Origin of the sequence: Faecalibacterium sp. BIOML-A4, from assembly GCF_009679665.1 — a bacterium.
Lineage (GTDB): Bacteria > Bacillota > Clostridia > Oscillospirales > Ruminococcaceae > Faecalibacterium > Faecalibacterium taiwanense.
Window position 1 is genome coordinate 110,673 of sequence record NZ_WKZG01000002.1, and the last position, 25,770, is coordinate 136,442.

Below are 25,770 nucleotides of genomic sequence, written 5' to 3' on the forward strand. Positions count from 1 at the left end.
TCTCTTAAAGCATACAACACCGGCTGCCAGCTTATATTTCTTATACTGCCGCACTGCGAAGTGGTTTGGCTTTTCCGATTCCAGTGCATCAAACATCAGGTCTACGGGGTTTTTGAACTCCTCGTCATCCTCACGGACTTCCATCGCATTGATGAACTCAATGAGGGTGGAGAAGTTCTGCTCCTCCACCGGAGCTTCATAGTGGATATATCCAATCAACGCGCAATACAGCAATGTTTCCGCCTTGACCCAGAAATCGTCTCCGGCCTTGCCTTCGCCTTTGGTATTGGCAATCAGCGTTGTTACCAGCTTCAAGATGTCCTTTTCGCTATGGATATAGGCGAAAGGATTATAGTGCATGGACTTCTTGAAGTTGATGGTATTTAGGACCTTGATTCGGTACGGCTCATAAATGACCTTGCCGTGCTTATCCTTCATGGGCTTTCCGTCCTTCCCCAGCTTGGGTGCGCCCCTTTGGAGCATTTTTCCGCACTCCACCAAAATGGTTCCCTTCGGGTCCGTCACAACATAGGAGCTGTGCATCTGCATCAGATTGGGTTTCAGCCAGAATCGGGTCTTACCGGAACCGGAGCCGCCAATCACCAGTACATTTTTGTTTCTGGCAGTCTTGGGGTCCTTGGGGCGGCTGTTCATGGTCAGGCTCTCCGTTTTCGTCAGAATCACATTGTTCTGAAATACAGGATCAACGTAAGGTGCAATATCCTCACGGGTTCCCCAGCGGGCCGAACCATACTCCATGCCGTGACGGTACTTCTTGGCGTTTTTACTTTTGAGATACACCGCCAGGCGCAGGCCAGCACCGCAGCACAGCCCCACCAGCAGATCCAACGGGTGCAGGCTGGGCCAGAAACTTTGCAACGCCCCAGGCAGGACAGCAAACAGGGAAAGGAATTTCTCCGAAGCATTTGCCCCCTGAGCCAGTCGCCATGCCTCCCCGAAGTTGGTAGCAAACAGCCCCATCAGGAGATAGGGCAGGTTCAGCAAAACGAGCTTTTTGATGTCAAACTGCTTTTTCATCGTTCCAGCTCCTTTCGCTTGGTGCGGTCCACCACGGCATTTTTGACCATCTCTTTGAACTGACTGAGTTTTGCCAGCACAGACGGGCGTTCCGTTTTCTCGGCCTTCTTGACCTTTTTGCTGGTGTACTCGGTAAATGCAGCGGTCAGCGCATCGGCGTCACGGCCTTTGAAAAAGATCAGGTACTTGGGTGGGGAGCTACTGCGGTCTTTCTTCACCGCATAGTCCACACCATATTTCCGGGCGATCTTCTCAAACTCCTTGATAGATGGGTCTGTGATCTCAATATTGGAGATCCCCTGATTCTGACCAATGATCTGCTTGACGGTCTGTTTGCCGTGGGGTGTCACAGGAGCGTCACGGCTTCTCTGCTTTTGCAGCTTCTTTTCCTTGCAGTGGGCCATGTACTTGCTGATGGCGGCTTTGAGCAGCCTGCCGGTGAACTTTGTTCCACTGACAACCAGTGTTAAAGTCCTGTTTTCCACTTCTTCCTGCATTTTCATCGCCTCCTTTCCACAAAATGTGCAGGGGTGGTGCACTTCTTTCTAAGGCGGGACCACCAGCCGCCGGAGAAAATATTTCTTCATCGCTCCATCCCGCGGTTCTTTTTCTTTACCGGCTTCTTATCCGGCAGATTCCACTCTTCCCGAAACTCTGCCACACCTTTGGGGTCAAATGCCTTCAGCTTCTCCAGATCAAAGGCAACGGCAGAATATTTTCCATAACCGGACTGCACCTGATAGGGAAGCACCTTCCCCAACTTGTTCTCTTTGATGAATCGCAGCAGGTCCTTGCTGATGTCACCGGAAATAAACGCCTCTCCGGGGTCCAGGGAATATCCTGGTAGGTTCACCGTCATATCTGCAAACGCCTCTGCTCCATCTTCTGTATGGGTAATCATGCCGATATAAAGCCGCTGATTATTCGCATACATTCCAAGTTGCAGCGATATGGTTTCTTCCCCATATTCCCACTTAAAGGGTACTTTCTTTTCCTCATTCATATCGGATTCCTCCTATCGTATCTGTTCTTTGTGGTCATAAAACAAATCTCCATTTCTGACCTTTGCATGGCTGAGAATCTTGATCTGCCCATTTGCCTGACTGTCCAGAGCTTTTTCATAGCCTATATCTGACAAAAACAGGCGGGTGCGTTCTCCTTTCCAGCCAACCGGGGAGTCATGCGTCAGTACATCAAAAATAATCATGTGCCGGGTGTTCTCCGCAAATCGCTGGAGATCCATGTAGTCATGACCGTGATAGTTCTGCGCCCCGGCTTTCTGGCGCATTTCCTCCATCAGCTGCCCGATTGTTTTGCCTTCCTGCATAAAACCCACTTCCTTTCCGTTCTTATGAGACCAGCAAGATCATCTCCCGCAGCTGAGCAAAGTAGAGCTTTCCCTTTGGCGTAACCAGCGTGTAGGAGCCGGTATGCCCGTGATTGCAGTAGTCTTTCACACAGAACAGCCCCGTATTTTTCACATTGGCATAGGGCAGCACATTGCCGGATGCTGTGCGGTACACAAACCGTCGTTCTATCAGAAACCGAACAAACCGGCGCTCCGGGACATCCAACTCTTTGGCGGTTGTCCTGAGATTGGTGCTGTGCTTTAAGTCGATGAACAGGTCATAGAAAGCGGCTTTGCCCTCCAGCTGTGCATTTTCCTTACGCAGAGAAATATTTGCTTCACGCTCAGCCAACAAGTCTGAGCAGAGCTTCATCAGAGCCTCCGGGGAAGTAGCTACCTCCCAAAGCTTCTCTCTTGTGAGATAGGCCCCGTGCTTGCGAATGGTAGGCAGAACCTCATCGAATACCCACTGTTCAAACTGTTCTGCCGATGGCAATTTGCTGTGAACAATCAGGCGGTACAAATCTCCTTCGGGGATAAAAGTCATACTGATTTTGCGGTCGGGGCTTTGTGGGTGAGGTGCGTCGCGTTTCACGACATACCTACAATGGCGGATAATTGCATCGCGGGAATTGCTGTACCCCAGCGCAGCGGCCACATCCGTTCCGCAGAACAGGTATTTGCCGTTTTCTTCGATGACCCGGATACTGCCAAACTCCGGGTTTTTGAAAATTTCCATCTGGTTCATGTCGTGCCTCCTTTGGCATGATAAAAGGCGGCCTTTACCAGCCGCCTGCGTGCATATCGTGGTTGACCAATGAAGTGAAGTGATTATTCATGGTGGTAGGCGCATTGAACAGCACCGCAAGCAGGTACTGCTTCATGTTGCGTACCTGGGTGGTGTTCTTTTGCAGACAGTCCATGACAAACTCGATGTGGGAGCTGTCCAGTTTCAAAAAACGGGAACGCACGATCTCGTGAGGAAAGTCTGCCCCAGAGATCCGGGTGGTCTTTCGTCTGGCACAGACCGTTTCTACCAACAGCTCTACGATCTCATTCAGGTCATCCAGGTAGAGAGGATAACGCTGCTTCAGACAGTCATACTCGATATTCTCCAAAATCAATTCCCGATAATTTTCTATCTCTGTGACAGACATCGCATCTCTTCCTTTCCGTTCCGGCGGTCTTGCCGCCGCTGTTTCCCGGAAGGGAATGGAATCGGTACTTGATCCATAAGTAATTGATTTTTCTGTATTTGATTTCTCTATATTTAATTCTGCGGGCTTTTCCGTATCCGGTTTTACCGTATCCGGGTTTTCCGTATCTGGTGAAACCACATCTGACGGCAGCATATCCAGCTTCTTTGGCTGTGGCTGCTCATAAATGATGTACTCGGTATCAGTAATACGGCCATTCGCACCGCGAAGCTGCCTGCGGACAATATAGCCAGCTGTTTCCAACTCTTTGAGCGCAGAGCCAATGGCGTCCACACCCTCCTTACAGATGGAAGCAAGCCCTCTTGTAGTGTAATTCCACTCCTCTGGGAGCGACAGGATCATGGAGAGCAGACCCTTAGACTTTAAGGTCAGCCCCTTATCCTTCAGATGATAATTTGACATAACGGTGTAATCGCGTGTCCGTTGTACGCGGTAAACTGCCATTCACTTCACTCCTTCCTGTGGTCAGAAAATAACAAAAGCCGCTGTCAGTAAAGACGCGGCTCAAACTTCATAGAAAACTCCTGGTCTCCCATCAAAGGGATAGCGGCTGATGTCCTCAAAGGCGTCGGCAACCTCCTCCGCTGGATAGTCCTGCCAGTCCCGCTCCCTGACGATATGATGGATAGTACGGTAACAGGTAGAAAACCTTTCATACGCCGAACAGTATTTCGTATTCACGCAGGAGACATCCACAAACCGCCCGTCCTCCAAGAGCCATAGTTCCCGGATGCAAGAAGCATCCACCTGCGTAGAATGACTCTGGATAGTTTTTTGGTAAATGCAAAATCCCCGCTGTGGAAACAACTCTGGCCCATAGTAGTTCAAGGAACACTCATGGTTTCCTGCGGTCTGGTAAGCAAGGACACTTTCCCCACGATAGCGGACAGACTGCGCCACAAGTTCCATGTTCAATCTGGAGAGCGCCCTTTTCCGCTCCTTTTTGTCGGGGAAAAGATAAAGATACGCCGTCCTGATGGCATTGCAAATTTCTTTTTCTCTAAACATCTTATTTTCTCCGTTTTTTCTTTACATCCAAGACATGACCCTCAATTACACGGGCGTACCTTTTGATTTTGATCTCCCGGCGCTGCTGGCTTTGCAGGGCGGCCTGATAACCGTCCTCAGTCAAAAACAGCCGCATTTCATCTCCGGGGCTTCCGTAAGCAGTGCTGGGACGCAGGACGGAAAACTCGATCATCCAGCGGGTGTTATCCCAAAACCTCTCTACGGCGAGAATGTTGTGTCCTTTCAGCTCACGGGCTGAAATATCCCTCATAGGCGGCTCCTTTCATCGTTCCTGGTCTCTCTGACGCTTTTTCTGCCATGCCTCCAGCAGCTTGATGATAGTTTCCTGCATCCGCTGGGGCGTATAGCTTTTAGGGAAATACTTCCGCAAAGTGTCAGAGGTAAATGTCACCCGGTCCAGATCACTTTTCTTTTCCTCACCCATGATGACACGCATCATATCGAGGGTCAGATGCCCCTCCTGGCTATATTTCTTGAGCCGCTGGGCTTGGGAAAGGGAAGGGGTAGCCTGTTCGCTGTCCATCGCGTCCAGCAGGTCTACCTGTTCCTCCTTTTTGAGAAAGGACAGCTCATAGGCAGGGTTCAGGGCAATCTTCTTTTCATCCACCATATCCATCAATTCAGGAATCAGCTCTGTCAGACGGATATAACGCTGTACCTGCCGTTGGCTTTCGCCAGCTTGATCTGCAACCTTTTGAATAGAGGTCTGCGACTTCTCGCCAACTTGGCGAGAAGTTAAATCGGTTCGTGCGCCCTGATGTTTGACAGCCTCCAGCTTCATTTTGTAGGCAAAAGCCCTTTCGCTTGGAAGAAGGCTTTCTCGCTGCAAGTTGCTGTCAACCATAATGATCGTGGCGGCATCATCATCCAAATCCCGAATAATGACAGGCATGGTCTCTTTTTCTGCCAGCTCACTGGCTCTGCGCCGCCTGTGTCCGGCTACCAGCTCATAGCCGCCCTCAGGGTCTGGTCGGGCAATCGCCGGAACCAGAACGCCATACTGCTTGATACTGTCAGCGGTCTCCATCATGGCTTCGTCATCCTTGACTTTGAATGGATGGTTCCTAAAGGGATGCAGTTCAGACAGCGGAATTTCCTGAATCTTTTCCAGCTTTGCATCCTGGCGGCCTTCTTCGGTGGAAAACAGATCATCTACCGAGGCCAGCTCTATTTTTTTCGCGCTGCTTTTCAAGTTTCAACACCTCCTTCGTCAGATTTTTGTAGCCCTCAGCCACCTTGCCGCTGGGATCATGGGCAAAAATGCTTTTTCCCTCGGCGCTGATTTCCTTAGCCCGGACAGAATGGGGGATCTCTGTGCCGAATACTTTGATTTTGCCGCCATAGGTCTCCCGCAGGAGCGCGGAGATCTCTTTGGCAAAGTTGGTTCGGCTGTCCACCATCGTCAGCAGGATACCGTCTATCTGGAGCTTGGGGTTGATCTGCCGCTTTACCTTGTTTACCGTGGAGAGCAGCTGTTCCAGCCCTTTGGCGGGCAGATACTCCGCCTGAACGGGAATAATGATCCTGTTCGCAGCGGCCAGCGCATTGACCGTGAGCATCCCCAGGGAGGGCTGACAGTCGATGAGGATATGGGAGTATTGCCCCTTCAGCGTGTCCAGATATTGCCGCAAGATAGTCTCACGGCTCATGGCGTTTACCAGAGAAACCTCCATACCGGAAAGCTGAATATCCGCAGGCATCAGGTCAACGCCTTCTGCATGATGCAGAATACCTTCTCCGGGGCGTATAGGCTGATCCATCAGAATTTTGCCCATTGCATCCGACAGTGTAAATGGCAGTTTGTCCGGTTGCGGATTTCCCAAGCTGATTGTCAGGCTTCCTTGTGGGTCCCCGTCAATCAAAAGCACTTTCTTTCCGGCCTGTGCCAGACCTATTCCCAAGTTGGCACAGGTTGTTGTTTTGCCAACGCCGCCTTTCTGGTTGGCAATGGCAATGATTTGTGTATTCAAATAAACCTCCTCCTTCTACAAAAAATATCCCTATTCCGAAAAATAGGGATGAAAAAAGCCGCTTACTCAAATAAATGAATAAACGGCTATGTAAGAAATATTCGATTGTAAGTAAAGTTTTATATCACTGCAAAATACCGAAGTGCATCTTTGATTGCTTCTACCTTTTCTGGTGTCGGATGCTTCCTCGGCTGTTTCAATTCTTCTACCGCATTAGGAGCATCATACATTGGCAAGCCTAAATCTCTCTTTACCTCTGCGATATATGCGGTATGTACTTTGAAGCCGTATTTCGCTTCTATGTACTCCTTAATCATTTTGTAGGTCACTTTTTCTTTGGGCTTGTACGCTTCGGCTCTTTTAGCAATACTATCTACCGGAATCTTGCCCTCGCCCTCTCCAAACTCCACATCAATGTGGATATAACTGTCGGCTTTTTTGTGGGATAAAAGAACTACCGTCTCGATATGCTCACTGTGGGGGAACATATCCACCGGCGTGCTGCTCTCCACTTTGTATCCCTTCCGGGTCAGCAGCTCCAGATCCCGGGCCAGCGTGGCCGGGTTGCAGCTCACGTAGACCACACGTTTCGGGGCCATGCGGGCCACGCTATCGATAAACTGCGGCGTAGAGCCCTCCCGCGGCGGGTCCATAAAGATCACGTCTGCGCGTTCACCAGCCGCAGCGGCTTCGCCGATCCACCGGGTGGCATCTGCGGCAAAGAAGCGGGCGTTCTTCACGCCATTGTGCTTTGCATTACCTATGGCATCGTGCACCGCTTCGCGGTTCACCTCCACGCCCACTACCTGCTTTGCATGGTCGGCGGCGGTCAGGCCGATGGTTCCGATGCCGCAGTAGGCATCCAGCACCACTTCTTTGCCGGTGAGATGCGCCGCGTCCACCGCAAGGCCGTACAGCACTTCGGTCTGGGTATGATTGATCTGATAAAAGCTGCGTGGGCTGATGGCATAGGTCTTGCCGCAGAGGGTATCCAGAATGAAGCCCTTGCCGTACAGCACCTTTTCCATATCGCCCAGCACCACGCTGGTTTTGCGGTCGTTCACGTTCTGGACGATGGTGGTGATGGCCACGCCCTGCTTTCCGGCTTCGGTCAGCAGGGCTTTGACAAAGTTCTTGGCACCCGGCAGCACCGGCTGAGCCGTCACCAGCACCACCATCACCTGCCCGGTCATAACGCCCCGCCGCAGCAGGCAGTGACGCAGAAGGCCGGTGCCCTTATCCTCATTAAAAGGCTGGTAATGGCAGGTGCCCGCCGCTGCGCGCACGGCCAGCATGGTCTTGTCCAGCACTTCGTCCTGCAAAAGGCAGCTTTCCACCGGCAGCACCTTGTGGCTGTTTGCCGCGTAGATGCCGGAGGTAAGTTTTCCACCCCAGCCGGTGGTAAAGGTGGAGATCACCTTGTTCCGATAGTGGTACGGCGTTTCCATGCCCCGGATGTGCTCCACCGGGCCGAATCTGCCCAGCAGCTTTTTCACGGTCTCTTCTTTCTGCTTCAGCTGTGCGGCGTAGTCCATGCCCAGCATCGGGCAGCCGCCGCAGTTTTTGGCACGCAGTTTGCAATCCATCTTCCGCTCTCCTTTTTACCCATAAGGGTCATACAGATCATATTCTTCCGCTTCCAGATGCTTTTCCTCCAGCACCTTCATGGCCTGTTCCAGCTCGCTCTGGCCGCAGCCGCTCTCGCTGACCAGCGCGTGCACCGCCGCCGCAAGGTCGCCGCCAAAGAGGGTATCCAGCCGTTCCCGCATACTCCACACGTTGTAGGCGCGCTGGGTGATGGCCGGAGTGTAAGTATTGCGGTTGCCATCCTTGCCGCTTTTCACCCAGCCCTTTTCTTCCAGCCGGTAAAGAAAGTTCAGAACGGTCGCCGGTGCCCAGCCCTTTGCGCGCAGCTTTGCGTCAATGTCCCGCCGGGTGACGGGCGCACGGCAGGCCCACACGGCAAGCATGACCTGCTCCTCTGCCGCCGAAAGCGGCTTTACACTGTCCGGGATGCCATACATCCTGCTGTTCTCCCTCCTTTTGGCATCTTTTTCTTTTACGTTTGTCTTTGTTTTATTATTATACCAATTTCTGCGCCAAAGCGCAAGAGCCGGAAACGCCGATGGAATCAGGCTTTTTCAGCTCTATTTTACATTTGTCTTTGTTTTTGTTTTTCTATCAAGGACATTTGTGTGCTTTGTGCCCGCACAGGGGCTTTTGCGCCGTATCTTTGTGCAAAGATGCTCTTGTTTTCATCCATGCAAAACCGGTATACTACGGCTACAGCAATCAACAGAACGCACCGCAGAAAACCGCGGTGCTGTGCGATACAGGAAAGGGAGAGTTCATTATGGCACGAGTTTACAACTTCAGCGCAGGCCCCAGCATGCTGCCCGAGAAGGTGCTCAAGCAGGCACAGGCAGAGCTGCTCGAGTATGGCGACAGCGGTCAGAGCGTGATGGAGATGAGCCACCGCAGCAAGTGGTTCGATGCCATCATCAAGGACACCGAGGCCACCCTGCGCCGGGTAATGAACATTCCCGACAACTACAAGGTCGGTTTCTTTCAGGGCGGTGCCACCCAGCAATTTGCCATGGTCCCGCTGAATTTCATGACCACCGGCAAGGCAGATTACCTTGTCACCGGCAACTTCTCGAACCTTGCCGCCAAGGAAGCCGCCAAGTTCGGCGAGGTGAACATCGTTGCTTCCAGCAAGGACAAGAACTTCACCTACATCCCGGACGTGAATGCCATCAACTATGATAAGGATGCCAGCTATATCCACATCTGCCAGAACAACACCATCTTCGGCACTCAGTTTGTCGAGGTGCCGCAGGTGGAGGGTGTGCCTCTGGTAGCCGACATGAGCTCCATGATCCTCTCCAAGCCCGTGGATGTGACCAAGTACGGCTGCATCTACTTCGGCGTGCAGAAGAATGTGGCCCCCGCCGGTATGGCCATTGCCATCGTCCGCGACGACCTGCTGGGCCATGCCGCCGACAATGTGCCCACCATGATGAACTACACCACCCTGCTGGGCAAGGACAGCATGTACAACACGCCCCCCTGCTGGTGCATCTATATGACCGGTCTGGTGCTCAAGTATCTGGAAAACGACATCGGCGGTCTTGCCAACATGCAGAAGATCAACGAAGCCAAGGCCAAAGTGCTGTACGACTATCTGGACGGTCAGGGCTTCTTCACGAATCCTGTGGAGCACCGCTACCGCAGCACCATGAACGTCACCTTCACCAGCCCCAATGCAGATCTGGACAAGAAGTTCTGCGCCGAAGCTGCAGAAGCAGGCTTCGTGAACCTGAAGGGCCATCGTCTGGTGGGCGGCATGCGCGCTTCCATCTACAACGCAATGCCTGCCGAGGGCGTGGATAAGCTGGTGGACTTCATGGAGAAGTTCCGCAAGGAGAACGCGTAAAACCCTCTCAGCCTCACTTCGTTCGGCAGCTCCCCCGAGGGGGGAGCTTTTTATCAGAGGGACAACTTGATCGAACCCGCTTTCTAAGCTCGCCCTTCGGGAGAGCTGGCACGGCGCAAGCCGTGACTGAGAGGGTTCCTGTATAATAGAAGGGAAATCTGGACTATGTACACCATCAAAACTTTGAACGCCATCAGCCCGGTGGGTCTGGCAAAGCTGAACAACAAGCAGTTTGACGTGGCTGTGGACACCGATGCCCCGGACGGCATCCTCGTTCGCAGCGCCGACATGCTGAATACCGCCTTCAACGACAATCTTCTGGCCATCGCCCGCGCCGGTGCCGGCGTGAACAACATCCCGCTGGACCGCTGCAGTGAGCAGGGCATCGTGGTGTTCAACACCCCCGGTGCCAACGCCAATGCTGTGGCCGAGCTGGTGATCGGCATGCTGATCGCCGGCAGCCGCAATGTGGCTGCTGCCGCCCAGTGGTGTCAGGGCCTTGTCGGCGACCCCGCCATGGCAAAGACCGTGGAAAAGGGCAAGAAGCAGTTCGTGGGCAACGAGATCAAGGGCAAGACGCTGGGTGTCATCGGTCTGGGTGCCATCGGCTCCCGCGTGGCCAACTGCGCCATTGAGCTGGGCATGGAGGTCTACGGCTACGACCCCTACATCTCCATTGACGCCGCCTGGAACCTGAGCAGTCAGGTACGCCACTGCGTGAACCTGAACGACATGCTGCCCCTGTGCGACTACATCACCATCCATGTGCCCTACCTGCCCACCACCAAGGACACCATCAACGCCCAGACCCTTGCCCTGTGCAAGGACGGCGTGAAGATCCTGAACTACGCCCGCGGCGAACTGGTCAACACCGAAGCCCTGCTGGAAGCCATGGAGATCGGCAAGGTGTCCGGCTATATGACCGACTTCCCGTCTGAGGCCATTCTGGGCAAGCCCGGCATCGTGTGCACCCCCCATCTGGGCGCTTCCACCCCGGAAGCCGAGGACAACTGCGCTGTCATGGCCGCAAAGGAGCTGAGCGACTACCTGAAGAACGGCAACATCATTCACTCGGTGAACATGCCGGAGGTCAACCAGCCCCGCGCCGGCGGCAAGCGCATCTGCATCATCCACAAAAACGAGCCGGGCATGATCAGCCAGATCACCGCCCTGACCACCGAAGCCGGCCTGAACATCGAGAACATGGTGAACAAGAGCAAAAAGAACATGGCCTACACCATGCTGGATGCTACCGGTGCTGTGGACAAGAAGCTGGCCGAAAAGCTGGCTGCCATCCCCGCCGTGATCCGGGTGCGCATCCTGTAAAGCAAAACGGTTTAAAATGCCCGCCGCGTCGCTCTTGGCATCTTCAGCGGAAAACGATTTTTATTTTAGCAACCCGGAAAAATCTGCGGATTTTTCCGGGTTGCTTTTTCACAGAGAAGGGCCGTAGCGGCAAACCGCATTTCCAAACCAGGATTTTTTACAAACTGGAAATTCTTTCTCGTCCCATCTGCCGGTTAGTTTTCATTTACAAACTGTAGTTTGTCTTAAAAAACGCGTTAGAGATAGCTTTTTCTAACTACACATCGTAAAAAGTTTACATGTATTAACATTCAAGAAAAAGCTTGAAAATGGTAAATTCTGTGCTACAATAGGCTCGACAGAAGGGAAATGTCCACCCTGTTCTCCGGCTTTTGGGCCGGTATATTCATCTTACAGGTCCTGCGAGGGTCTCTGACAGGAAATAGAAAAGGTAGGGAAGTTACTATGGATATCAAGAAGATCGCACTGTTCGCTGCCGGTACGTTGTTCGGTTCTGCCGGTTTCAAGCTGCTGTCCAGCAAAGACGCCAAGAAGGTCTACACCCAGACCACTGCTGCCGTGCTGCGCATGAAGGACTCCACCATGGAGACCGTCAGCAAAGTTCAGGAGCAGGCCGGTGACATTCTGGCCGATGCAAAGGCCATCAACGAGGCTCGTGCTGTTGAAGCCGAGGCTGCTGTGATCGAGGATGCCGCCGAGGAGACCACCGAAGAGACCGCTGAGTAATTTTCGGTTCGTAAAGCACTGAAAGCCCCAACGTGGCTTTCGAGCCGCCTTCGGGCGGCTCTTTTTTGTGAGAGTGGGGCCGCAGGCGTGCAGGGTATAGCAGCCTGACGCTGCGGCAAAAAGATAGAGAAGGATATTTGATATATGAAATGTACCATTCTGCATGAAGGCAAAGGCCGGATGCGCGTGCATGTGGAAAAAGTCCGCATGACCCTGCACCGTGCCGATGTGCTGGAAGCTTATCTGAACCACAATGATGCCATCGTCCATGCCGCCGTTTACGAGCGCACCGGCGATGTGGTCATTACCTATACCGGCAAGCGCACCGCCGCCATTGCCATTCTGGCAGGCTATAAGTTCGATGTGGCCGAGTATGACGCTCTGGTCACCTCCGCCGACAGCCGCAGGCTGAACCGGGAATATCAGGATAAAATGTTCGATCTGGTGGCAGGCCGCTGCCTGCGCAAGCTGTTCCTGCCCGCACCCCTTGACGCTGCCTACACCGCCTTCCGCTCCATCCGCTTTCTCTGGAAGGGTGTGCGCTGCGTGCTGAGCCGCAGGCTGGAAGTGGAGGTGCTGGACGCTTTGTCCATCGGCGTCTCGCTGCTGCGCGGCGACTTTGGCACCGCCGGTTCTGTCATGTTCCTGCTGAATCTGGGCTCTCTGCTGGAAGAGTGGACCCGCAAGAAGAGTCTGGACGATCTGGCCCGCAGCATGGCCCTGAACGTGGACAAGGTGTGGGTGCGCAGTCAGGGCACCGAAGTACTGGTGCCTCTGACCAAAGTACGCTCCGGCGATGAGGTGGTCGTGCGCAGCGGCAACATGATCCCGCTGGACGGCACCGTGCTGGAAGGCGAAGCCATGGTGAATCAGGCTGCCCTGACCGGCGAAGCTATGCCGGTGCGCAAGGCAGAGGGGTCCACCCTCTATGCCGGCACCGTTGTGGAGGAGGGCGAGTGCGTCTTTATCGCCAAGGCCGAGGGCGGTTCCAACCGCTACGATAAGATCGTGGCCATGATCGAGGAATCCGAAAAGCTCAAGTCCAGCACCGAGAACCGTGCGCTGGTGCTGGCCGACAAGCTGGTGCCATGGTGTCTGGGCGCAACGGTGGTCACCTATCTGCTCACCCGCAACGCCACCCGCGCCATCTCCTGCCTGATGGTGGATTTCTCCTGCGCGCTCAAGCTCTCCATGCCGCTGGCCGTGCTTTCCGCCATGCGCGAGTGCGGCAGCTACCACATCACCGTCAAGGGCGGCAAGTATCTGGAAGCGCTGTCTCAGGCCGACACTATCGTGTTCGACAAGACCGGCACTCTCACCCGTGCCACCCCGCAGGTAGTGGAGGTCGTGCCCTTCTCCGGCTGCAACGAGCGCGAAGTTCTGCAGCTGGCCGCATGTCTGGAAGAGCATTTTCCCCACTCCATGGCCAACGCCGTGGTGCGTGCCGCCAAGGAGCGCGGCATTTCCCATGAGGAGATGCACTCCGAGGTGGAGTACATCGTGGCCCACGGCATTGCAAGCCGCGTGGGCGGCGAGCGCGTGGTCATTGGCAGCCACCACTTCGTCTTTGAGGATGAAAAGTGTACTATCCCCACAGCCGAGCAGCAGAAGTTCGATGCCCTCAAGCCCGCGTATTCGCACCTGTACATGGCAGCCAGCGGGCAGCTGGTGGGCGTCATCTGCATCTCCGACCCGCTGCGCCCGGAAGCTGCGGCTGTGCTGAACGGTCTGCGTGCGCTGGGCATCCGGAACACCGTCATGATGACCGGCGACAGCGAGCGTACCGCTGCCGCCATTGCAAAGCAGGTGGGCGTGGACCGCTTCTTTGCCGAGGTGCTGCCCGAGGACAAGGCAAACTTCGTCCAGCAGGCCAAGGCCGAGGGCCACACCGTGGTGATGATCGGCGACGGCATCAACGACTCCCCCGCCCTGTCCGCTGCCGACATTGGCATTGCCATCAACTCCGGCGCTGCCATCGCCCGCGAGATCGCCGATGTGACCATCAAAGCCGACAGTCTGGAGGAGCTGGTGGCCCTCAAGGCCATCGCCAACTCTCTGCAAAAGCGCGTGCACGCAAACTACCGCTTCGTGCTCACCTTCAACTCGGCCCTCATCGCGCTGGGTGCTCTGGGCATCCTGCAGCCGGCCTCCTCTGCCATGCTGCATAATCTCTCCACCATCGGCATCAGCCTGAAGAGCATGACCAATCTCCTGCCGGAGAACAAGGCTCCGCAGCTGAAAGCATAATTACCGCAAAAAATAACGCCGTGTCTGAACATTCGACACGGCGTTATTTTTTATCTGTTATTCCAGCCCGATCTGCTGTGCATACTCTTCCAGCAGCTCCCGCTCCAGGAACGGGGTCTTGACACCCTCGCGGTCACGGTAGGTCTCGTGGCCCTTGCCAATGACGGCGATCAGGTCGCCCTCCTGCGCGTGATCCACTGCGTAGTGCAGTGCATCCAGACGGTCGGGGATCTCCACGAACTTTGCGTCCGGGTTGCCCTTGTTCATGCCCACGCGGATATCAGCAAGGATGTCCTCCACCTTTTCAAAGCGGTTGTTGTCCTCAGTGAGGATGGAGAAATCGGCCATTTTGGCGCAGATCTCGCCCATGCCGTAGCGGCGCAGCTTGGAGCGGTTGCCGCCGCAGCCGAACACCACCACCAGACGGTGGGGCTTGTAGGCCCGCAGAGTGGTGAGCAGGCTTTCGGTGGACACCTCGTTGTGGGCGTAGTCCAGCAGGATGGTGAACTTTTTGCTGATGGGCACCAGCTCCACCCGGCCCTTGACCACGCACTTGCCAAGGCCGTCGTGGATTGCCTGATCCGGCAGGCCCAGCACCTTGCCCACCGCCAGAGCTGCCAGCGCGTTGTACACGCTGAACTCGCCGGGCATGTTCACCTTCACATCCATCTCGTCCTTGCCGGTCACATGGAACTTCACGCCCAGAAAATCGTGGGTGCGCAGCAGTTCAAAGCCGGTCTCGCGGTAGTCCGCCTGCTCAGCGCGGCCATAGGTGATCAATTTGCAGGTATGGCCTTCCAGCAGGGCTTCGGTGTTCTCATCGTCAATGTTCACCACGCCCACGTCGCAGCGCTTGAACAGCTGGCCCTTCCAGCTGCGGTACTCCTCAAAGGTCTTGTGCTCACCGGGGCCGATGTGATCCGGCGAAAGGTTGGTGAACACGCCCACATTGTAGTGCACACCGGCCACGCGGTCCATCATCAGGCCCTGGCTGGAAACTTCCATCAGCGCGGTGTCACAGCCTGCATCCAGAAACTCCCGAAAGGTCTTTTGCAGTTCGTAGCTTTCCGGAGTGGTGTTGGCAGTTTCCTTGTGGCGGCCCATATAATAAATGCCGTTGGTGCCGATCATGCCCACCTTGCGGCCTGCAGCTTCCAGCACACTCTTGATCATGTGGGTGGTAGTGGTCTTGCCCTTGGTGCCGGTCACACCGATCATGGTCATCTTGCGGGACGGGTTGCCGAAAAGGTTCGCGCTCATCAGAGCCATGGCATAGCGGCTGCTTTCCACCTTGACTACGGTCACGCCCGGCAGGGCGGAAAGGTCGATGTCGTGCTGGATGACCAGTGCGCTGACACCCTTTGCCGCGCAGTCGGCGGCAAACTCATGGCTGTCACGCTGGGTGCCCACGATGCACACGAACAAAAGGCCCGGTGCCGCCTTGCGGCTGTCGTAGATGATATCCGAGATCTCGGTGTCCAGACTGCCCTGCGCAAGGGTAAAGGGCACGCCTTCCAGTAACTGTTCCAGTTTCATACTGCACACGCTCCTCAAAACATTTTGTCACATGGGGTTTTCTTCGTTATTTGCGGTCATGCGGGCGGGGTCGGTCAGCGGTGTTTCTTCCGCAGCTGCCGCCGTATCGTCCGCAGGCTGGGCCGCAGCGGCATCCTCTGCACCGTCTGCCGCAGTATTCTCGGCAGCAGAGGTGTCAGGCTCTTCCGGCACGGTCTTTTCCGGCACAACATAACCGGAGGGCAGGGTCGGCTGGCCCTGTGCAAAGTAAATTTTACGGGTGCTGCCCGCGCTGACATGGCTGAAATCCAGTCTGCCGGTGTCGGTAGGGGCACAACCCTTGCCGTCGGCGTTGGTCAGCACATAGCGTGCGCGGTCCAGCTTATAATCCAGATCGTTCCGTGTACCCAGAAGCACACTGACACGATCCTGATACAAAAATGCCATCTGGTCGGTGTCCGCAAATTCCATGCGGGTCACATCGTCCAGCATCCCATACTCTTCCAGCTTTGCCTGCAGCTCATTCAGCGCATCCAGACGGTCGTCCGTCTGCACCGCTGCCGAAGCTGCTGCCGAACCGGATGCATCCGATGCCGCCGGGTCTGCCTGCGCTGCAAAGGTCAGCTGGTCGCCGGGTGTCACCGACACCGGCTCGCCGCCGTATAGGGTCTTGAGTTCTTCCGGCTGGGCAGACTCGCAGGCTAGGATCTTGAACTGATCCGAGAGGGTCAGCCAGCCGCTCTTCGTCTGCATGGCATAGGTAGGCACCGCCTCGGTCACCTGCACCACCACCGTGTTGGGGTAATCCCGAACCACCCTGATGGATTCCAGCAGCGGGAACTGCTTTTCCAGTTCCGCTTCCTTGGCGGCAGGGTCAAAGCTGAAAATGTTCTCTTCGGTCTGCACACCCAGTGCCTGCAGGATCTGGCTGCTGGAATAGCCGCCCACCTCCTGCACCACGGTGCCGTCCGGCGTCTGCACCTGAATGGTGCCGATCTTAAACAGCATGGTCATGGTCAGGTAAACACCGGCGGCGATCACGGCCAGCAGGGTCACAAAGGCCATCAGCCGCCGCAGCATCCGCCGCCGCTTCAGTGCAGCGCGGGTCAGGCGGCGCTTCTTGCGTTTTTCCCGCTGTACCGGGTCCCGGACCTGCTGTTGCTGCGCCGGGCGCAGGCGCTGGTTTTTGTAGCGCTGCTGCGCTGCCTGAGCCGCTGTCTTGCGCGGCTTCTGCCCCTGTGAACGGCGCTGCTGCGGCTTGCGGGCCGTGCCGGATGCACGCTGTTCCGGCTGGGCCGTGCGGCTTCGCTGCGCGGTACGGTTCCGGTTCTGGCCGCTGGTGCGCCGGGTGCCGCTCTGTTCGGTGCGGCGCGGCTGCGAAGGGAACTCGATGCTGTTATCGGTACGGGTGCGGCGCACCGTACCATTGGCGGTGCGGTCCGGCGCAAAGCTCAGTGGTTCCCCGTTAAAGCCATAGCGCCCGTCCGCACTGCCGGAAGATCCTTTTTGTTGTGAAGGCGGCGGAGTATGCTGCAGGTCTTTCCGCAGGTCGTAGATATTGCCGTTGTTTCTGTTATTGCGGTATTGCTGCATGGCGCACACCTCCTTTCCGGTTTAGGTTTTGTTTTACTTCTGCACCAGTTTCATCAGAGCGTCTGCAATACGGTCAAGGCTGTCATCCACCGACAGGCTGCGGGCATTTTTGCCCATCTCAGCCAGCTTGCCGGGCTGTGCCAGCATGTCGAACACCGTGCTCACCAGCTTTTCGCCGGTCAGATCTTTTTCCTCGATCACCACAGCGGCATCGGCCTTCTGCAGTTCCATGGCATTGAAGTACTGGTGGTTCTCAGCCACATTGGGGCTGGGGATGAGCACGGCTGCACGGCCAACAGCTTCCAGCTCGGCCAGCGTCAGCGCACCGGCGCGGCTGATGACAAGGTCTGCCGCAGCCAGCAGTTCCGGCATATTGTTGATGTATTCCTTCACCACAAGGCCGTCGCCCTCCGCGAAGTTCTTTTCCTTTTCCAGATCCTTGAACAGCTGCACACCGTACTGGCCGGTAGCGTGGAGATGCAGCACCGGCTTCTTCTCGTGCTGTTCCCATGCACACAGGTCGGCCACCACCTCGTTGACGCGGCGTGCGCCAAGGCTGCCGCCGAAGGAAAGGATCACCGTGCGGTCGCCCGCGCCCAGCTCAGCGCGGATGGCATCGCGGTCCTTTGCCTTGGTGAACACCTCCGGGCGCACCGGATTGCCCACCACGATGGTCTTATCAGGTGCGCCCAGCTTTTCCACAGCAGCAGGCACGGCGGCAAACACGAGATCCACATCCGGTGCCAGCAGCTTGTTGGTCACGCCGGGGAATGCGTTCTGCTCATGAATGGCGGTGTGGATGCCCATTTTGGCGGCACAGCGCACCACCGGGCCGGACACATAGCCGCCGCAGCCGATCACAAGATCGGGTTTGACCTCCTTCATAATGGCCTTTGCCTTGGGGCCAGAGAGGGCCAGATTCCACAGCGTAACGATGTTGCGCTTGATGTTGTTCAGCGACAGCCTGCGCTGGAAACCGGTGATCTCGATATGGTGGAAGGGATAGCCCGCCTGTCCTACCAGACGGTACTCCATGCCCTCCTTGCGGCCGGCAAAGTGGATCTCGGCAGAAGGGTCTGCCTTTTTGATAGCACCTGCAATGGCAAGTGCCGGGTTGATATGGCCGGCAGTACCGCCGGCAGCGATCAGAACTCGCATGACGATTCCTCCTCTATTATTAGTGCATCTGGGCAGGTCATCGGGGAGCTCCCCACTGGCCTGCGCCCTCAAAACAGTCGTTACAGTTCATCGCGCGCACGGCGGGCATCGTCCAGATTGATGGTACGGTCCTTCAGCTCCGCATCACGCTGAGCCTTTGCAGCCTGCCGCTGTGCGTGGGCCGCCGCCCTCTGCTGCGCCGCCCGCTCTCCGTTGCGCCCAATGTTCACCATCACGCCCATTTCTGCCAGCAGCAAGATCAGACTGGTGCCGCCGGACGAGAAAAACGGCAGGCTGATGCCGGTATTCGGGATGGTGTTGGTAACCACGGCGATGTTGCAGAACACCTGCCAGGCGATCTGCGCCATAATGCCAATCCCCACCATGGTGCAGAACTGGTTCTCGGCCTTATAGGCGATCATCAGGCCCTGCGCTATGAGCAGTATGAACAGCACGATGATGAGCACCGCACCGATGAAGCCCAACTCTTCGCACACCACACTGAAGATGAAGTCGTTGGTGCTTTCCGGCAGCCAGAGCTGCTTTTCCACGCTGTTGCCAAGGCCAAGGCCCTTCAGTCCGCCGGAGCCGATGGCGTACAAGCTCTGCTTGGTCTGGTCGTTCAGCGCTTCCAGATCATCGGACCATGTGTTCAGGCGGTCCTGCAGATAGCCAATGGATTCCACCAGCGTCAGGGCCGGTTTCAGCAGCAGAGCCGCCGCTGCGGCCCCGCACCATGTCAATACACCGCCGCAGCCGGTCAGCATGAGGATGGTGCCCACGATGGCGGTGGTCAGCAGGATGCCGGACATGTGCGGCTCTAAAAACAGCAGCAGCACCACCGGCACCAGCGGCAGCACCGGCACGATCAGCTGCCTTACGATGCGGATGAACAACCAATCCTTTGGCTTGATCTTTTCTCTCAGCGACGGGCTGAACCGGCCGATCTGCGGCGCACTTGCCGCCAGATGGGACGAGAGCAGGATCATCTCAAACTTTGCCACCTCAGAGGTTTGCAGAGTCAGGCCGCCCAGACGGATCCAGCGGCGGCAGCCGTTCAGCGGTGCAAAGGTCAGCGTGACGGCCAGCATGGCCAGCACCACCCAGTACAGCGGCTTGCTCGCCCAGCGCAGGAAGCGGTGATCCACATAGCTCATGACTACCATACAGCCAATGCCAATGGCCATGCAGATAGCCTGCTGCTTGATGTAGTGCAGGCTGTCGCCCATGCGCAGGTAGCCGGTGGTGTAGCTTGCGCTGTACAGCATTACAAGGCCGAACACCATGATAATGGCCAGCGTTGCCAGCCAGTTGAGCAGCAGCCGGTTCCATGGTCCCGGGTCCCGCTGCAGCGGCGGCACCCATGCACTTTCTTTTTGGTTTTTATGTTGTCTGCGGGTGGCTGCCATTGCCACGCCCCCTTATTTTCAGAATCAGGCGCTCAGGCCCAGCGTGCCAGACACACGGCCAGCGCCAGCCCGCACACGCTCAGTGCGCACAGGCTGTAAAAAATATTCACTGCACTCATGCCGCGCTTTTCCAGCCAGCGGTGCAGCGGTGCCGCCGCAAACAGCGGCCTGTCCTTCCAGCGGCAGAACAGGACCTGCAGCACCACCATGCCGCCCTCCACCCAGAAGGGCAGTGCCAGCGGGATGCTCAGCTCTGCGTAGCCAATGCACAGCGGAATGCAGCCAATGGCTCCCGCTGCATATAAGCAGCCGCACCGGCCGGGGTGCAGCTTTGCCGGTGGAAAATCCCACAGCAGAAAGGCCATCAGTGCACCGGCCAGTGCCGCCGGGAATACTGCCAGCGGGAACCAGCCCAGCTGCGTTTCCAGCATCATCAGGCCCAGCATGGCCGCAAAGGCCGCGCCGCACACCGTGCCGTCGGCACCGTCGGCCACGCGGGCCGCCTCGGCCATCGCCACCAGCAGCACAGCCCACAGCAGCGGTGCCAGCGCACATTCCACATAGCCTGCTCCCGGCAGGATCAGCCCTGTGGGCAGGCACCCGTTCAGTGCCAGCAGGCCCAGCACCAGCACTGCAGCGATGCATTCCAGTGCAAGGCGCTGTGTGCGGCGCAGGCCAAGGCCCAAACCGTTCGGGTAGCGGCCGCGGATGCGGGCCAGATCATCGGCCAGCCCCACTGCGCCAAAGGCCAGCGACCCCAGCAGTGCAATGAGCAGGCGGGAGGTCATCTGCCGGTCGCTGCCAAGCAGGGAAGGCTGTGCAGCACATGCGGCCAGCCAGCCCACGCCCACAGCGGCAAGGGTGCCCACCATCAGGCACAGCCCGCCCATGGTAGGCACCAGGCTGTCCGGGGCATCGCTGTCCGGCTGTGTACCGCGTGCCGCACGCTGCAACTCCCGCAGCAGCGGCACCATCATATTGCCGAGCGCCGCAGTCAGCACAAAACCCAGCACCGACGCAACGACCAAGGCGAAACGAATCATTTTTCAATCTCCAAATTCATGCCAAAGGGTTATTCTTCGGCATCTTTCTGCTCTGCGTAGAAAATTTCCAGCACTTTTTCCAGCGCCATGCCGCGGCTTGCCTTCACCAGCAGGGCATCGCCCGGCTCTATCCGGTTCAGCAGAGCATCCGCTGCCTCGCGGTAGTTGTTGGCATGGAGGGTCTTGACCCCCTTGGCCGCAGCCACCACAGCCGTGCGCTTTGCGTTTTCGCCGTAGGTCACAAGGCAGTACAGATCACTCTCCGCAGCCAGACGGCCCAGCTCCTCGTGGGCTTCGCGGGACAGCTCACCCAGCTCCAGCATATCGCCCAGCAGGGCAAAGCGGCGCTTGCAGGGGAATTCCTTGAACATGGCAAGCGCGGCCTTCATGCTGTCGGGGTTTGCATTGTAGCAATCCTCAATGACGGTAACGCCCTTGCTGTGCACCACCTTCTGGCGGCGGCCGGTCTGCTCAAAATTGGAAAGCCCCTTGATGACACCGCGCGGGTCGCAGCCCAAGCGGGTGGCGGCGCAGTAGGCAGCCAGAGCGTTTGCCACATTGTGCTTGCCCATGGCCGGGATCTTGACCACAAAGGTGCCCTCTTCCTGATCTTCCAGCACAAAGCTCATGCCGTCCTCTTCCTGCCGGATGGACAGTGCACACACATCAGCGTTCTCATCTGCCAGACTGAACCATACCGGCTTCACGTGGGCGGGCAGCTTTGCGGCGCGCAGGAACTTATCATCATAGTTCAGCACCAGCGGTGCACCCTCCGGCAGGCCGTTGCAGATCTCCAGCTTTGCCTTGCAGATGTTCTCCTGACTACCCAGATTGCCGATGTGGGACACACCGATGCAGGTAATGATGCCCACATCCGGGCGTGCGGCCCGGGCCAGACGGTCGATCTCGCCCGCATGGCTCATGCCCATCTCGATCACGGCATACTCAGTGCTGCTTTCCAGCCGCATCAGGGTGCGGGGCATGCCCAGTTCATTGTTCTGGTTGCCCTCGGTCTTGATGGTCTCGCCAAAGCCTGCAAGGGCGGCGTAGGTCATCTGCTTGGTGGTGGTCTTGCCCACGCTGCCGGTCACACCCACCATCTTGGGGTGATACTGGCTGCGGTAGTTCGCGCCCATCACCATCATGGCGTGGTAGCTGTCCGGGCAGAGGATGGCCTTTTCCGCAGGCACGCCCTCCACCGGGTGGTTCACCACCACATAAACAGCACCGTTCTCCAGTGCTTTGGCCGCAAAATCGTGGCCGTCAAATTTTTCACCCGGGAACGCTACAAAAATGCAGCCGGGCCGCACCTCGCGGCTGTCGGTGGTCACCAGTTCCACCTGCACCTCTTCCCGGATGAAGTCTGCGGGCACCAGCCCTGCCAGAAGCTTGCTTGCAGAAATTTTTTCCATTGTTCATGTCCCCTCTCTTTTATCTTGTAAAACCCTCTCAGTCAATGCCTGCGGCATTGCCAGCTCCCCCGAAAGGGGAGCTCTTTTGCATCTTACGGTAAAGTGCAGTTCTTCAGAAGATTCACTTTACCGTGCCCACTCATAAAGCTCGCCCTTCGGGAGAGCTGGCGCGCAAGCGCCTGAGAGGGTTCTTGTTACCCACAGGTAATGGTCACGACGGTGCCGCGCTGCACACTGGAACCGGGGTCTGCACTCTGGGCCTGCACGGTGCCGTTCGCATTGCCCTCCACCACACAGTTCAATCCGGCGGCAGACAGCATCTGGCGGGCAAAGTCCGCGCTCTTGCCGGTCACATCCGGCACATCGGTATGGCTGCCCTCATAGGTATCGGTATACAGGTACACGGTGGTGCCGTAGGCCACCTTTGCACCCGCGTGCGGATACTGGTAGGTGACAGCTGCTGCCGCCTGACTGGTGGTGCTTTCGGCCAGCTGATGCCTGAGGCCCTTGATGTTCAGCTGCACCTGCGCACTGCTCCACTCGGTGCCCACCAGATTCGGCACAGTGACCACAGTCTGGCTGCGATCCTCGCCGTCGGCGGCAATGCCAAGGTAAGGTGCGATCTCGCTGATGATGTTGCCCACAACAGGCGCTGCCAGCAGGGACGAGTAGTCCGTTCTGGCGTTGTTGGGGTCATCCAGCATCACATAGACGATGATCTCCGGGTCGTCGGCGGGCAGGACAGCGGCAAAGGATGCCACCTTCTTGTAGTCGCCGTCGGCACGGCGGTCCATGTTCAACTGTTCGGAAGTGCCGGACTTGCCGCCGATACGGTAGCCGGACACATAGGCATACTTGCCGCCGCCGGTGCCGTTGCCCACCTCATATTCCATGATCTGGCGGATCACATTGCTGGTGCTCTCGCTGATGACCTGACGGCGCACATTGGCACCGATCTCCTCGATCACGTTGCCATTTGCATCGGTGATCTTATCCACCACATGGGGCGTGACCAGATAGCCGCCGTTGACGGCTGCGGCCACAGCGGTGCACATCTGCAGCGGGGTGATGGCCATTGCCTGACCAAAGGCCGAGGAAGCCAGCTGCACTTCGCCCAGCTGGTTGGCCTTATAATACTGCATGAAGCCCGTCTCACTGGGCAGGTCCACGCCGGTGCGGCTGGTAAAGCCAAAGGCATCGAAGTAGTTATAGAAGGTCTGGGAGCCAACGCGCTGGCCCAGCTGGATATAGTAGATATTGCAGCTCTGGCGCAGAGCTTCGGCCAGTGTGATGGTGCCGTGGGCTTTGTGGCCTGCGCAGTGGTAGGTCTCCTTTGCCACGCCGTAAGCACCGGCGCAGGTAAAGGTGGTGTTGATGTTTGCAAGGCCGGAGTCCACGCCCATGGCCGAGGTGATCACCTTGAACACACTGCCGGGGTAGTACAACTCGGTGATGGCCTTGTTTTTCCACTGGATATCGCGGAAGTAGCCGGAGTAATCGCCCTCCTCGTCCAGAATGCGGTTGCCGTTTGCGTCCTTCAGCTCGTTGCCGTTCTCATCCTTTTTGTAGATGCCGTACAGCTCCGGCTCAGCGCGCACCAGCTCGTTGAGGTAATCCAGATTTGCGCTGTAGTCCAGCGGGTCGTTGGGGTCAAAATCCGGCTTGGAAGCCATGGCAAGGATGGCACCGGTCTTGACGTTCATCACGATGGCGCAGCCGCGGTTCTCCACCGTGTTGGCTGCAATGGCTTCGTTCAGATACCGTTCCACGATCTCCTGCACATTCACATCCAGCGAAAGCACCAGATTGGAGCCATCCTTGGCTGCAAAGGTGGTGGCATTCTCGTCCGCAATGGCGTTGCCGTAGGCATTGCGCTGGGTAATGGTGCGGCCATCCACACCGGCCAGCGTGGACTGATAGGATTTTTCCAGACCGTAAGTACCAATGCCGTCCGCGTCGGTAAAGCCCAGCACTGCCGCTGCAAACGCTCCGTAGGGGTAATTGCGCTGGAAGCTCTTCTCGCTGCCGACCGAGATGTTGCCCTTGCGGGAGGTCTCAGTGGCACGCTTGTGTGCCTTGTTGAACTGGGAAACGTAGGATTCGATGGACAGCTTGACAGCGTTGTTCACCTTGGTGGCCAGCACCTGATACTTGGTGTCCGTCTTGGAAAATGCATCGTAAACCTTCTGGTACTGGGTCTGGTACGCTTCCGAGGAAGTGTCCACCGCGTCCAGACTTTCACCGTCGCCGGAAAGCAGGCGCAGGGTCAGTTCCCGGCTGACCTCGGCGCACATGGCCGTGTCCAGCGTGCGCACCGTCTCCTCATCCTTGCCGGTGGTGGTATATAAGATTTTGCTGTTGTCCGGGTCGGCCCAGATGGTCCACACCACGCTGGTGGAGGCCAGCGTGATGCCGGAGGTATCGTAGATCTCGCCGCGGGTGGCCTTGATGGTGGTATCCAGCAGCTGCTGCTTTGCGGCCAGCTGGCGGTAGGTGTCACCGTTTTTGATCTGGATATCATACAGGCTGTAGGTCACACGGGCCGCAGCAAGGCCCATGACCACAAGGGCCAGACCGCCGCAGATCAGACTGGTTCTGGGGTTCATGCGGGCACCGGTGCTGGTTTCCGGCCAGGGGCCTTTTATTTTTTTGATGAATTTTCGGAAGAATTTCCACATGGTATGCTCCTGCGGCAGCGGGCATTTGCTGCCTTCTGCCGCGCTTTTGTCAAATTTGGAACTGCCCTGCAAACAGGGTGTATAAACCGAAAAAGCGTGCGCTGCCGCACGCTTTCCCGTATTTGGTTCACTTTACAGTGCCAAGAATGTTCACGGCACCGTTGTAGATAAAGTCGGTCCACTGCCGCACAGCGGACTGGGTGCGCTCCAGCGTGTCGCTCTCGCCCAAACGGATGTAGGTGATCTGGCTCTGATCAATTTTCATCAGGCCCAGCCTGCCGGCCGTCTCTTCCACGCTGGTAATGTTGGTCTTGCTGTTCAGGGTGCTGTTATAGTAAGTATACTGGCTCTGCTCACTGACCAGCTGAGCCTTTGCGTCCTGAATCTGGTCGTTCAGCTCCACCAGCTTGGACTCGCTCCACAGCAGGCTGATGGCAAACCCCACCAGCAGTGCTGCTGCTACCAGATGCATGGCGTTGTGCACCGCTGCCTGCAGCGGCGAAAGCCGACGCTTGCCGCCCTTTGCTACCCGCAGATCTGCCTTGCGCTGTGTCTGCGGGGCTTTTCTGCGGCGTACCGCGTTATAATCATATGCTGCCTGACCCATGGTTTGCTCTCCTCCTCA

The 25,770-nt window shown here is 56.9% G+C and carries 23 protein-coding genes and 1 pseudogene; 4 read left to right on the plus strand and 20 right to left on the minus strand.

The annotated features are described in order from the left end of the window. Nucleotides 1–18 precede the first annotated feature (18 nt). The 12 genes and pseudogenes from GKG34_RS02260 to GKG34_RS02315 form a co-directional block, all read right to left on the minus strand. A pseudogene (locus GKG34_RS02260) lies at nucleotides 19–1,038 on the minus strand (type IV secretory system conjugative DNA transfer family protein); the annotation flags it as partial. Continuing rightward, the gene (locus GKG34_RS02265) at nucleotides 1,035–1,535 is read right to left on the minus strand and encodes a PcfB family protein (RefSeq protein WP_055169325.1); all 501 of its coding nucleotides are present in this window, start codon (nucleotides 1,533–1,535) and stop codon (nucleotides 1,035–1,037) included. The pseudogene GKG34_RS02260 and the gene GKG34_RS02265, both read right to left, overlap by 4 nt. A gap of 86 nt (nucleotides 1,536–1,621) precedes the next feature. After that, entirely contained in the window at nucleotides 1,622–2,041 is a 420-nt protein-coding gene (locus tag GKG34_RS02270; protein ID WP_002576240.1) for a DUF4313 domain-containing protein, read from the minus strand. Nucleotides 2,042–2,053: 12 nt separating this feature from the next. Further along, nucleotides 2,054–2,365 (minus strand): DUF5720 family protein, encoded by a 312-nt coding sequence (locus tag GKG34_RS02275; RefSeq protein ID WP_025487374.1) that lies wholly within the window; start codon nucleotides 2,363–2,365, stop codon nucleotides 2,054–2,056. A gap of 22 nt (nucleotides 2,366–2,387) precedes the next feature. Further along, nucleotides 2,388–3,134, minus strand: a complete 747-nt coding sequence (locus GKG34_RS02280; RefSeq protein ID WP_009004944.1) for a phage antirepressor KilAC domain-containing protein — start codon at nucleotides 3,132–3,134, stop codon at nucleotides 2,388–2,390. A 34-nt stretch (nucleotides 3,135–3,168) separates the two neighbouring features. Then, nucleotides 3,169–4,047 (minus strand): DUF6017 domain-containing protein, encoded by an 879-nt coding sequence (locus tag GKG34_RS02285; RefSeq protein WP_154244517.1) that lies wholly within the window; start codon nucleotides 4,045–4,047, stop codon nucleotides 3,169–3,171. A gap of 60 nt (nucleotides 4,048–4,107) precedes the next feature. After that, nucleotides 4,108–4,611, minus strand: coding sequence for a hypothetical protein (locus GKG34_RS02290; RefSeq protein WP_015535793.1), 504 nt, complete (start codon nucleotides 4,609–4,611; stop codon nucleotides 4,108–4,110). Nucleotide 4,612: 1 nt separating this feature from the next. Beyond that, nucleotides 4,613–4,882: a DUF5720 family protein gene (locus GKG34_RS02295; RefSeq protein WP_002576245.1), complete on the minus strand. Its 270-nt coding sequence runs from the start codon at nucleotides 4,880–4,882 to the stop codon at nucleotides 4,613–4,615. A gap of 12 nt (nucleotides 4,883–4,894) precedes the next feature. After that, nucleotides 4,895–5,824 carry a ParB/RepB/Spo0J family partition protein gene (locus tag GKG34_RS02300; protein ID WP_002576246.1) on the minus strand — a complete coding sequence of 310 codons (930 nt, stop codon included), beginning with the start codon at nucleotides 5,822–5,824 and terminating at the stop codon, nucleotides 4,895–4,897. Continuing rightward, a complete protein-coding gene (locus GKG34_RS02305) occupies nucleotides 5,781–6,602 on the minus strand; it encodes a ParA family protein (protein ID WP_044932634.1) in 822 nt (273 codons plus the stop codon). Before GKG34_RS02305 ends, GKG34_RS02300 begins: the two co-directional genes overlap by 44 nt. Before the next feature lie 119 nt (nucleotides 6,603–6,721). Continuing rightward, the gene (rlmD, locus tag GKG34_RS02310) at nucleotides 6,722–8,188 is read right to left on the minus strand and encodes a 23S rRNA (uracil(1939)-C(5))-methyltransferase RlmD (protein ID WP_154255508.1); all 1,467 of its coding nucleotides are present in this window, start codon (nucleotides 8,186–8,188) and stop codon (nucleotides 6,722–6,724) included. Between the two features lie 15 nt (nucleotides 8,189–8,203). Beyond that, complete coding sequence (locus tag GKG34_RS02315; protein ID WP_097774344.1) at nucleotides 8,204–8,626, minus strand: BlaI/MecI/CopY family transcriptional regulator; 423 nt, start codon at nucleotides 8,624–8,626, stop codon at nucleotides 8,204–8,206. 329 nt (nucleotides 8,627–8,955) lie between these two features. Here GKG34_RS02315 and serC point away from each other — a divergent pair, with 329 nt between their 5' ends. The 4 genes from serC (at nucleotide 8,956) to GKG34_RS02335 (ending at nucleotide 14,337) form a co-directional block, all read left to right on the plus strand. Beyond that, entirely contained in the window at nucleotides 8,956–10,038 is a 1,083-nt protein-coding gene (gene serC / locus GKG34_RS02320; RefSeq protein WP_044953998.1) for a 3-phosphoserine/phosphohydroxythreonine transaminase, read from the plus strand. Nucleotides 10,039–10,203: 165 nt separating this feature from the next. Beyond that, nucleotides 10,204–11,364 (plus strand): phosphoglycerate dehydrogenase, encoded by a 1,161-nt coding sequence (locus GKG34_RS02325; RefSeq protein ID WP_154255509.1) that lies wholly within the window; start codon nucleotides 10,204–10,206, stop codon nucleotides 11,362–11,364. A gap of 444 nt (nucleotides 11,365–11,808) precedes the next feature. Next, the gene (locus GKG34_RS02330) at nucleotides 11,809–12,090 is read left to right on the plus strand and encodes a DUF6110 family protein (RefSeq protein ID WP_005944105.1); all 282 of its coding nucleotides are present in this window, start codon (nucleotides 11,809–11,811) and stop codon (nucleotides 12,088–12,090) included. Nucleotides 12,091–12,234: 144 nt separating this feature from the next. Continuing rightward, entirely contained in the window at nucleotides 12,235–14,337 is a 2,103-nt protein-coding gene (locus GKG34_RS02335) for a heavy metal translocating P-type ATPase (RefSeq protein ID WP_173015215.1), read from the plus strand. 57 nt (nucleotides 14,338–14,394) lie between these two features. On the opposite strand, the gene GKG34_RS02340 is transcribed toward GKG34_RS02335, so the two are convergent. From GKG34_RS02340 to GKG34_RS02375, 8 genes are all read right to left on the minus strand, one after another. After that, entirely contained in the window at nucleotides 14,395–15,873 is a 1,479-nt protein-coding gene (locus GKG34_RS02340; RefSeq protein WP_005944099.1) for a UDP-N-acetylmuramoyl-L-alanyl-D-glutamate--2,6-diaminopimelate ligase, read from the minus strand. 27 nt (nucleotides 15,874–15,900) lie between these two features. Next, the gene (locus GKG34_RS02345) at nucleotides 15,901–17,445 is read right to left on the minus strand and encodes an FtsQ-type POTRA domain-containing protein (protein ID WP_005944095.1); all 1,545 of its coding nucleotides are present in this window, start codon (nucleotides 17,443–17,445) and stop codon (nucleotides 15,901–15,903) included. Nucleotides 17,446–17,478: 33 nt separating this feature from the next. Beyond that, nucleotides 17,479–18,603, minus strand: coding sequence for an undecaprenyldiphospho-muramoylpentapeptide beta-N-acetylglucosaminyltransferase (gene murG / locus GKG34_RS02350; RefSeq protein ID WP_154255510.1), 1,125 nt, complete (start codon nucleotides 18,601–18,603; stop codon nucleotides 17,479–17,481). 80 nt (nucleotides 18,604–18,683) lie between these two features. Further along, entirely contained in the window at nucleotides 18,684–20,012 is a 1,329-nt protein-coding gene (locus tag GKG34_RS02355; protein WP_154255511.1) for an FtsW/RodA/SpoVE family cell cycle protein, read from the minus strand. 32 nt (nucleotides 20,013–20,044) lie between these two features. Beyond that, entirely contained in the window at nucleotides 20,045–21,055 is a 1,011-nt protein-coding gene (locus GKG34_RS02360; protein ID WP_154255512.1) for a glycosyl transferase family 4, read from the minus strand. Nucleotides 21,056–21,084: 29 nt separating this feature from the next. Then, nucleotides 21,085–22,467 carry a UDP-N-acetylmuramoyl-tripeptide--D-alanyl-D-alanine ligase gene (gene murF, locus GKG34_RS02365; RefSeq protein ID WP_118528655.1) on the minus strand — a complete coding sequence of 461 codons (1,383 nt, stop codon included), beginning with the start codon at nucleotides 22,465–22,467 and terminating at the stop codon, nucleotides 21,085–21,087. A gap of 194 nt (nucleotides 22,468–22,661) precedes the next feature. Next, entirely contained in the window at nucleotides 22,662–25,145 is a 2,484-nt protein-coding gene (locus tag GKG34_RS02370) for a penicillin-binding protein 2 (RefSeq protein WP_154255513.1), read from the minus strand. Between the two features lie 127 nt (nucleotides 25,146–25,272). Continuing rightward, a complete protein-coding gene (locus GKG34_RS02375; RefSeq protein WP_005944079.1) occupies nucleotides 25,273–25,752 on the minus strand; it encodes a hypothetical protein in 480 nt (159 codons plus the stop codon). Between the last annotated feature and the right edge of the window lie 18 nt (nucleotides 25,753–25,770).

Bases quoted from the DNA above. Each gene is read 5' to 3' on its own strand.
- rlmD (WP_154255508.1), bottom strand. From the start codon at position 8,188: ATGGATTGCAAACTGCGTGCCAAAAACTGCGGCGGCTGCCCGATGCTG.
- GKG34_RS02270 (WP_002576240.1), bottom strand. From the start codon at position 2,041: ATGAATGAGGAAAAGAAAGTACCCTTTAAGTGGGAATATGGGGAAGAA.
- GKG34_RS02295 (WP_002576245.1), bottom strand. From the start codon at position 4,882: ATGAGGGATATTTCAGCCCGTGAGCTGAAAGGACACAACATTCTCGCC.
- GKG34_RS02280 (WP_009004944.1), bottom strand. From the start codon at position 3,134: ATGAACCAGATGGAAATTTTCAAAAACCCGGAGTTTGGCAGTATCCGG.
- GKG34_RS02330 (WP_005944105.1), top strand. From the start codon at position 11,809: ATGGATATCAAGAAGATCGCACTGTTCGCTGCCGGTACGTTGTTCGGT.
- GKG34_RS02290 (WP_015535793.1), bottom strand. From the start codon at position 4,611: ATGTTTAGAGAAAAAGAAATTTGCAATGCCATCAGGACGGCGTATCTT.
- GKG34_RS02360 (WP_154255512.1), bottom strand. From the start codon at position 21,055: ATGATTCGTTTCGCCTTGGTCGTTGCGTCGGTGCTGGGTTTTGTGCTG.
- GKG34_RS02355 (WP_154255511.1), bottom strand. From the start codon at position 20,012: ATGGCAGCCACCCGCAGACAACATAAAAACCAAAAAGAAAGTGCATGG.
- GKG34_RS02285 (WP_154244517.1), bottom strand. From the start codon at position 4,047: ATGGCAGTTTACCGCGTACAACGGACACGCGATTACACCGTTATGTCA.
- GKG34_RS02315 (WP_097774344.1), bottom strand. From the start codon at position 8,626: ATGTATGGCATCCCGGACAGTGTAAAGCCGCTTTCGGCGGCAGAGGAG.
- GKG34_RS02370 (WP_154255513.1), bottom strand. From the start codon at position 25,145: ATGTGGAAATTCTTCCGAAAATTCATCAAAAAAATAAAAGGCCCCTGG.
- GKG34_RS02375 (WP_005944079.1), bottom strand. From the start codon at position 25,752: ATGGGTCAGGCAGCATATGATTATAACGCGGTACGCCGCAGAAAAGCC.
- GKG34_RS02325 (WP_154255509.1), top strand. From the start codon at position 10,204: ATGTACACCATCAAAACTTTGAACGCCATCAGCCCGGTGGGTCTGGCA.
- GKG34_RS02335 (WP_173015215.1), top strand. From the start codon at position 12,235: ATGAAATGTACCATTCTGCATGAAGGCAAAGGCCGGATGCGCGTGCAT.
- GKG34_RS02340 (WP_005944099.1), bottom strand. From the start codon at position 15,873: ATGAAACTGGAACAGTTACTGGAAGGCGTGCCCTTTACCCTTGCGCAG.
- murG (WP_154255510.1), bottom strand. From the start codon at position 18,603: ATGCGAGTTCTGATCGCTGCCGGCGGTACTGCCGGCCATATCAACCCG.
- GKG34_RS02275 (WP_025487374.1), bottom strand. From the start codon at position 2,365: ATGCAGGAAGGCAAAACAATCGGGCAGCTGATGGAGGAAATGCGCCAG.
- GKG34_RS02345 (WP_005944095.1), bottom strand. From the start codon at position 17,445: ATGCAGCAATACCGCAATAACAGAAACAACGGCAATATCTACGACCTG.
- murF (WP_118528655.1), bottom strand. From the start codon at position 22,467: ATGGAAAAAATTTCTGCAAGCAAGCTTCTGGCAGGGCTGGTGCCCGCA.
- serC (WP_044953998.1), top strand. From the start codon at position 8,956: ATGGCACGAGTTTACAACTTCAGCGCAGGCCCCAGCATGCTGCCCGAG.
- GKG34_RS02265 (WP_055169325.1), bottom strand. From the start codon at position 1,535: ATGCAGGAAGAAGTGGAAAACAGGACTTTAACACTGGTTGTCAGTGGA.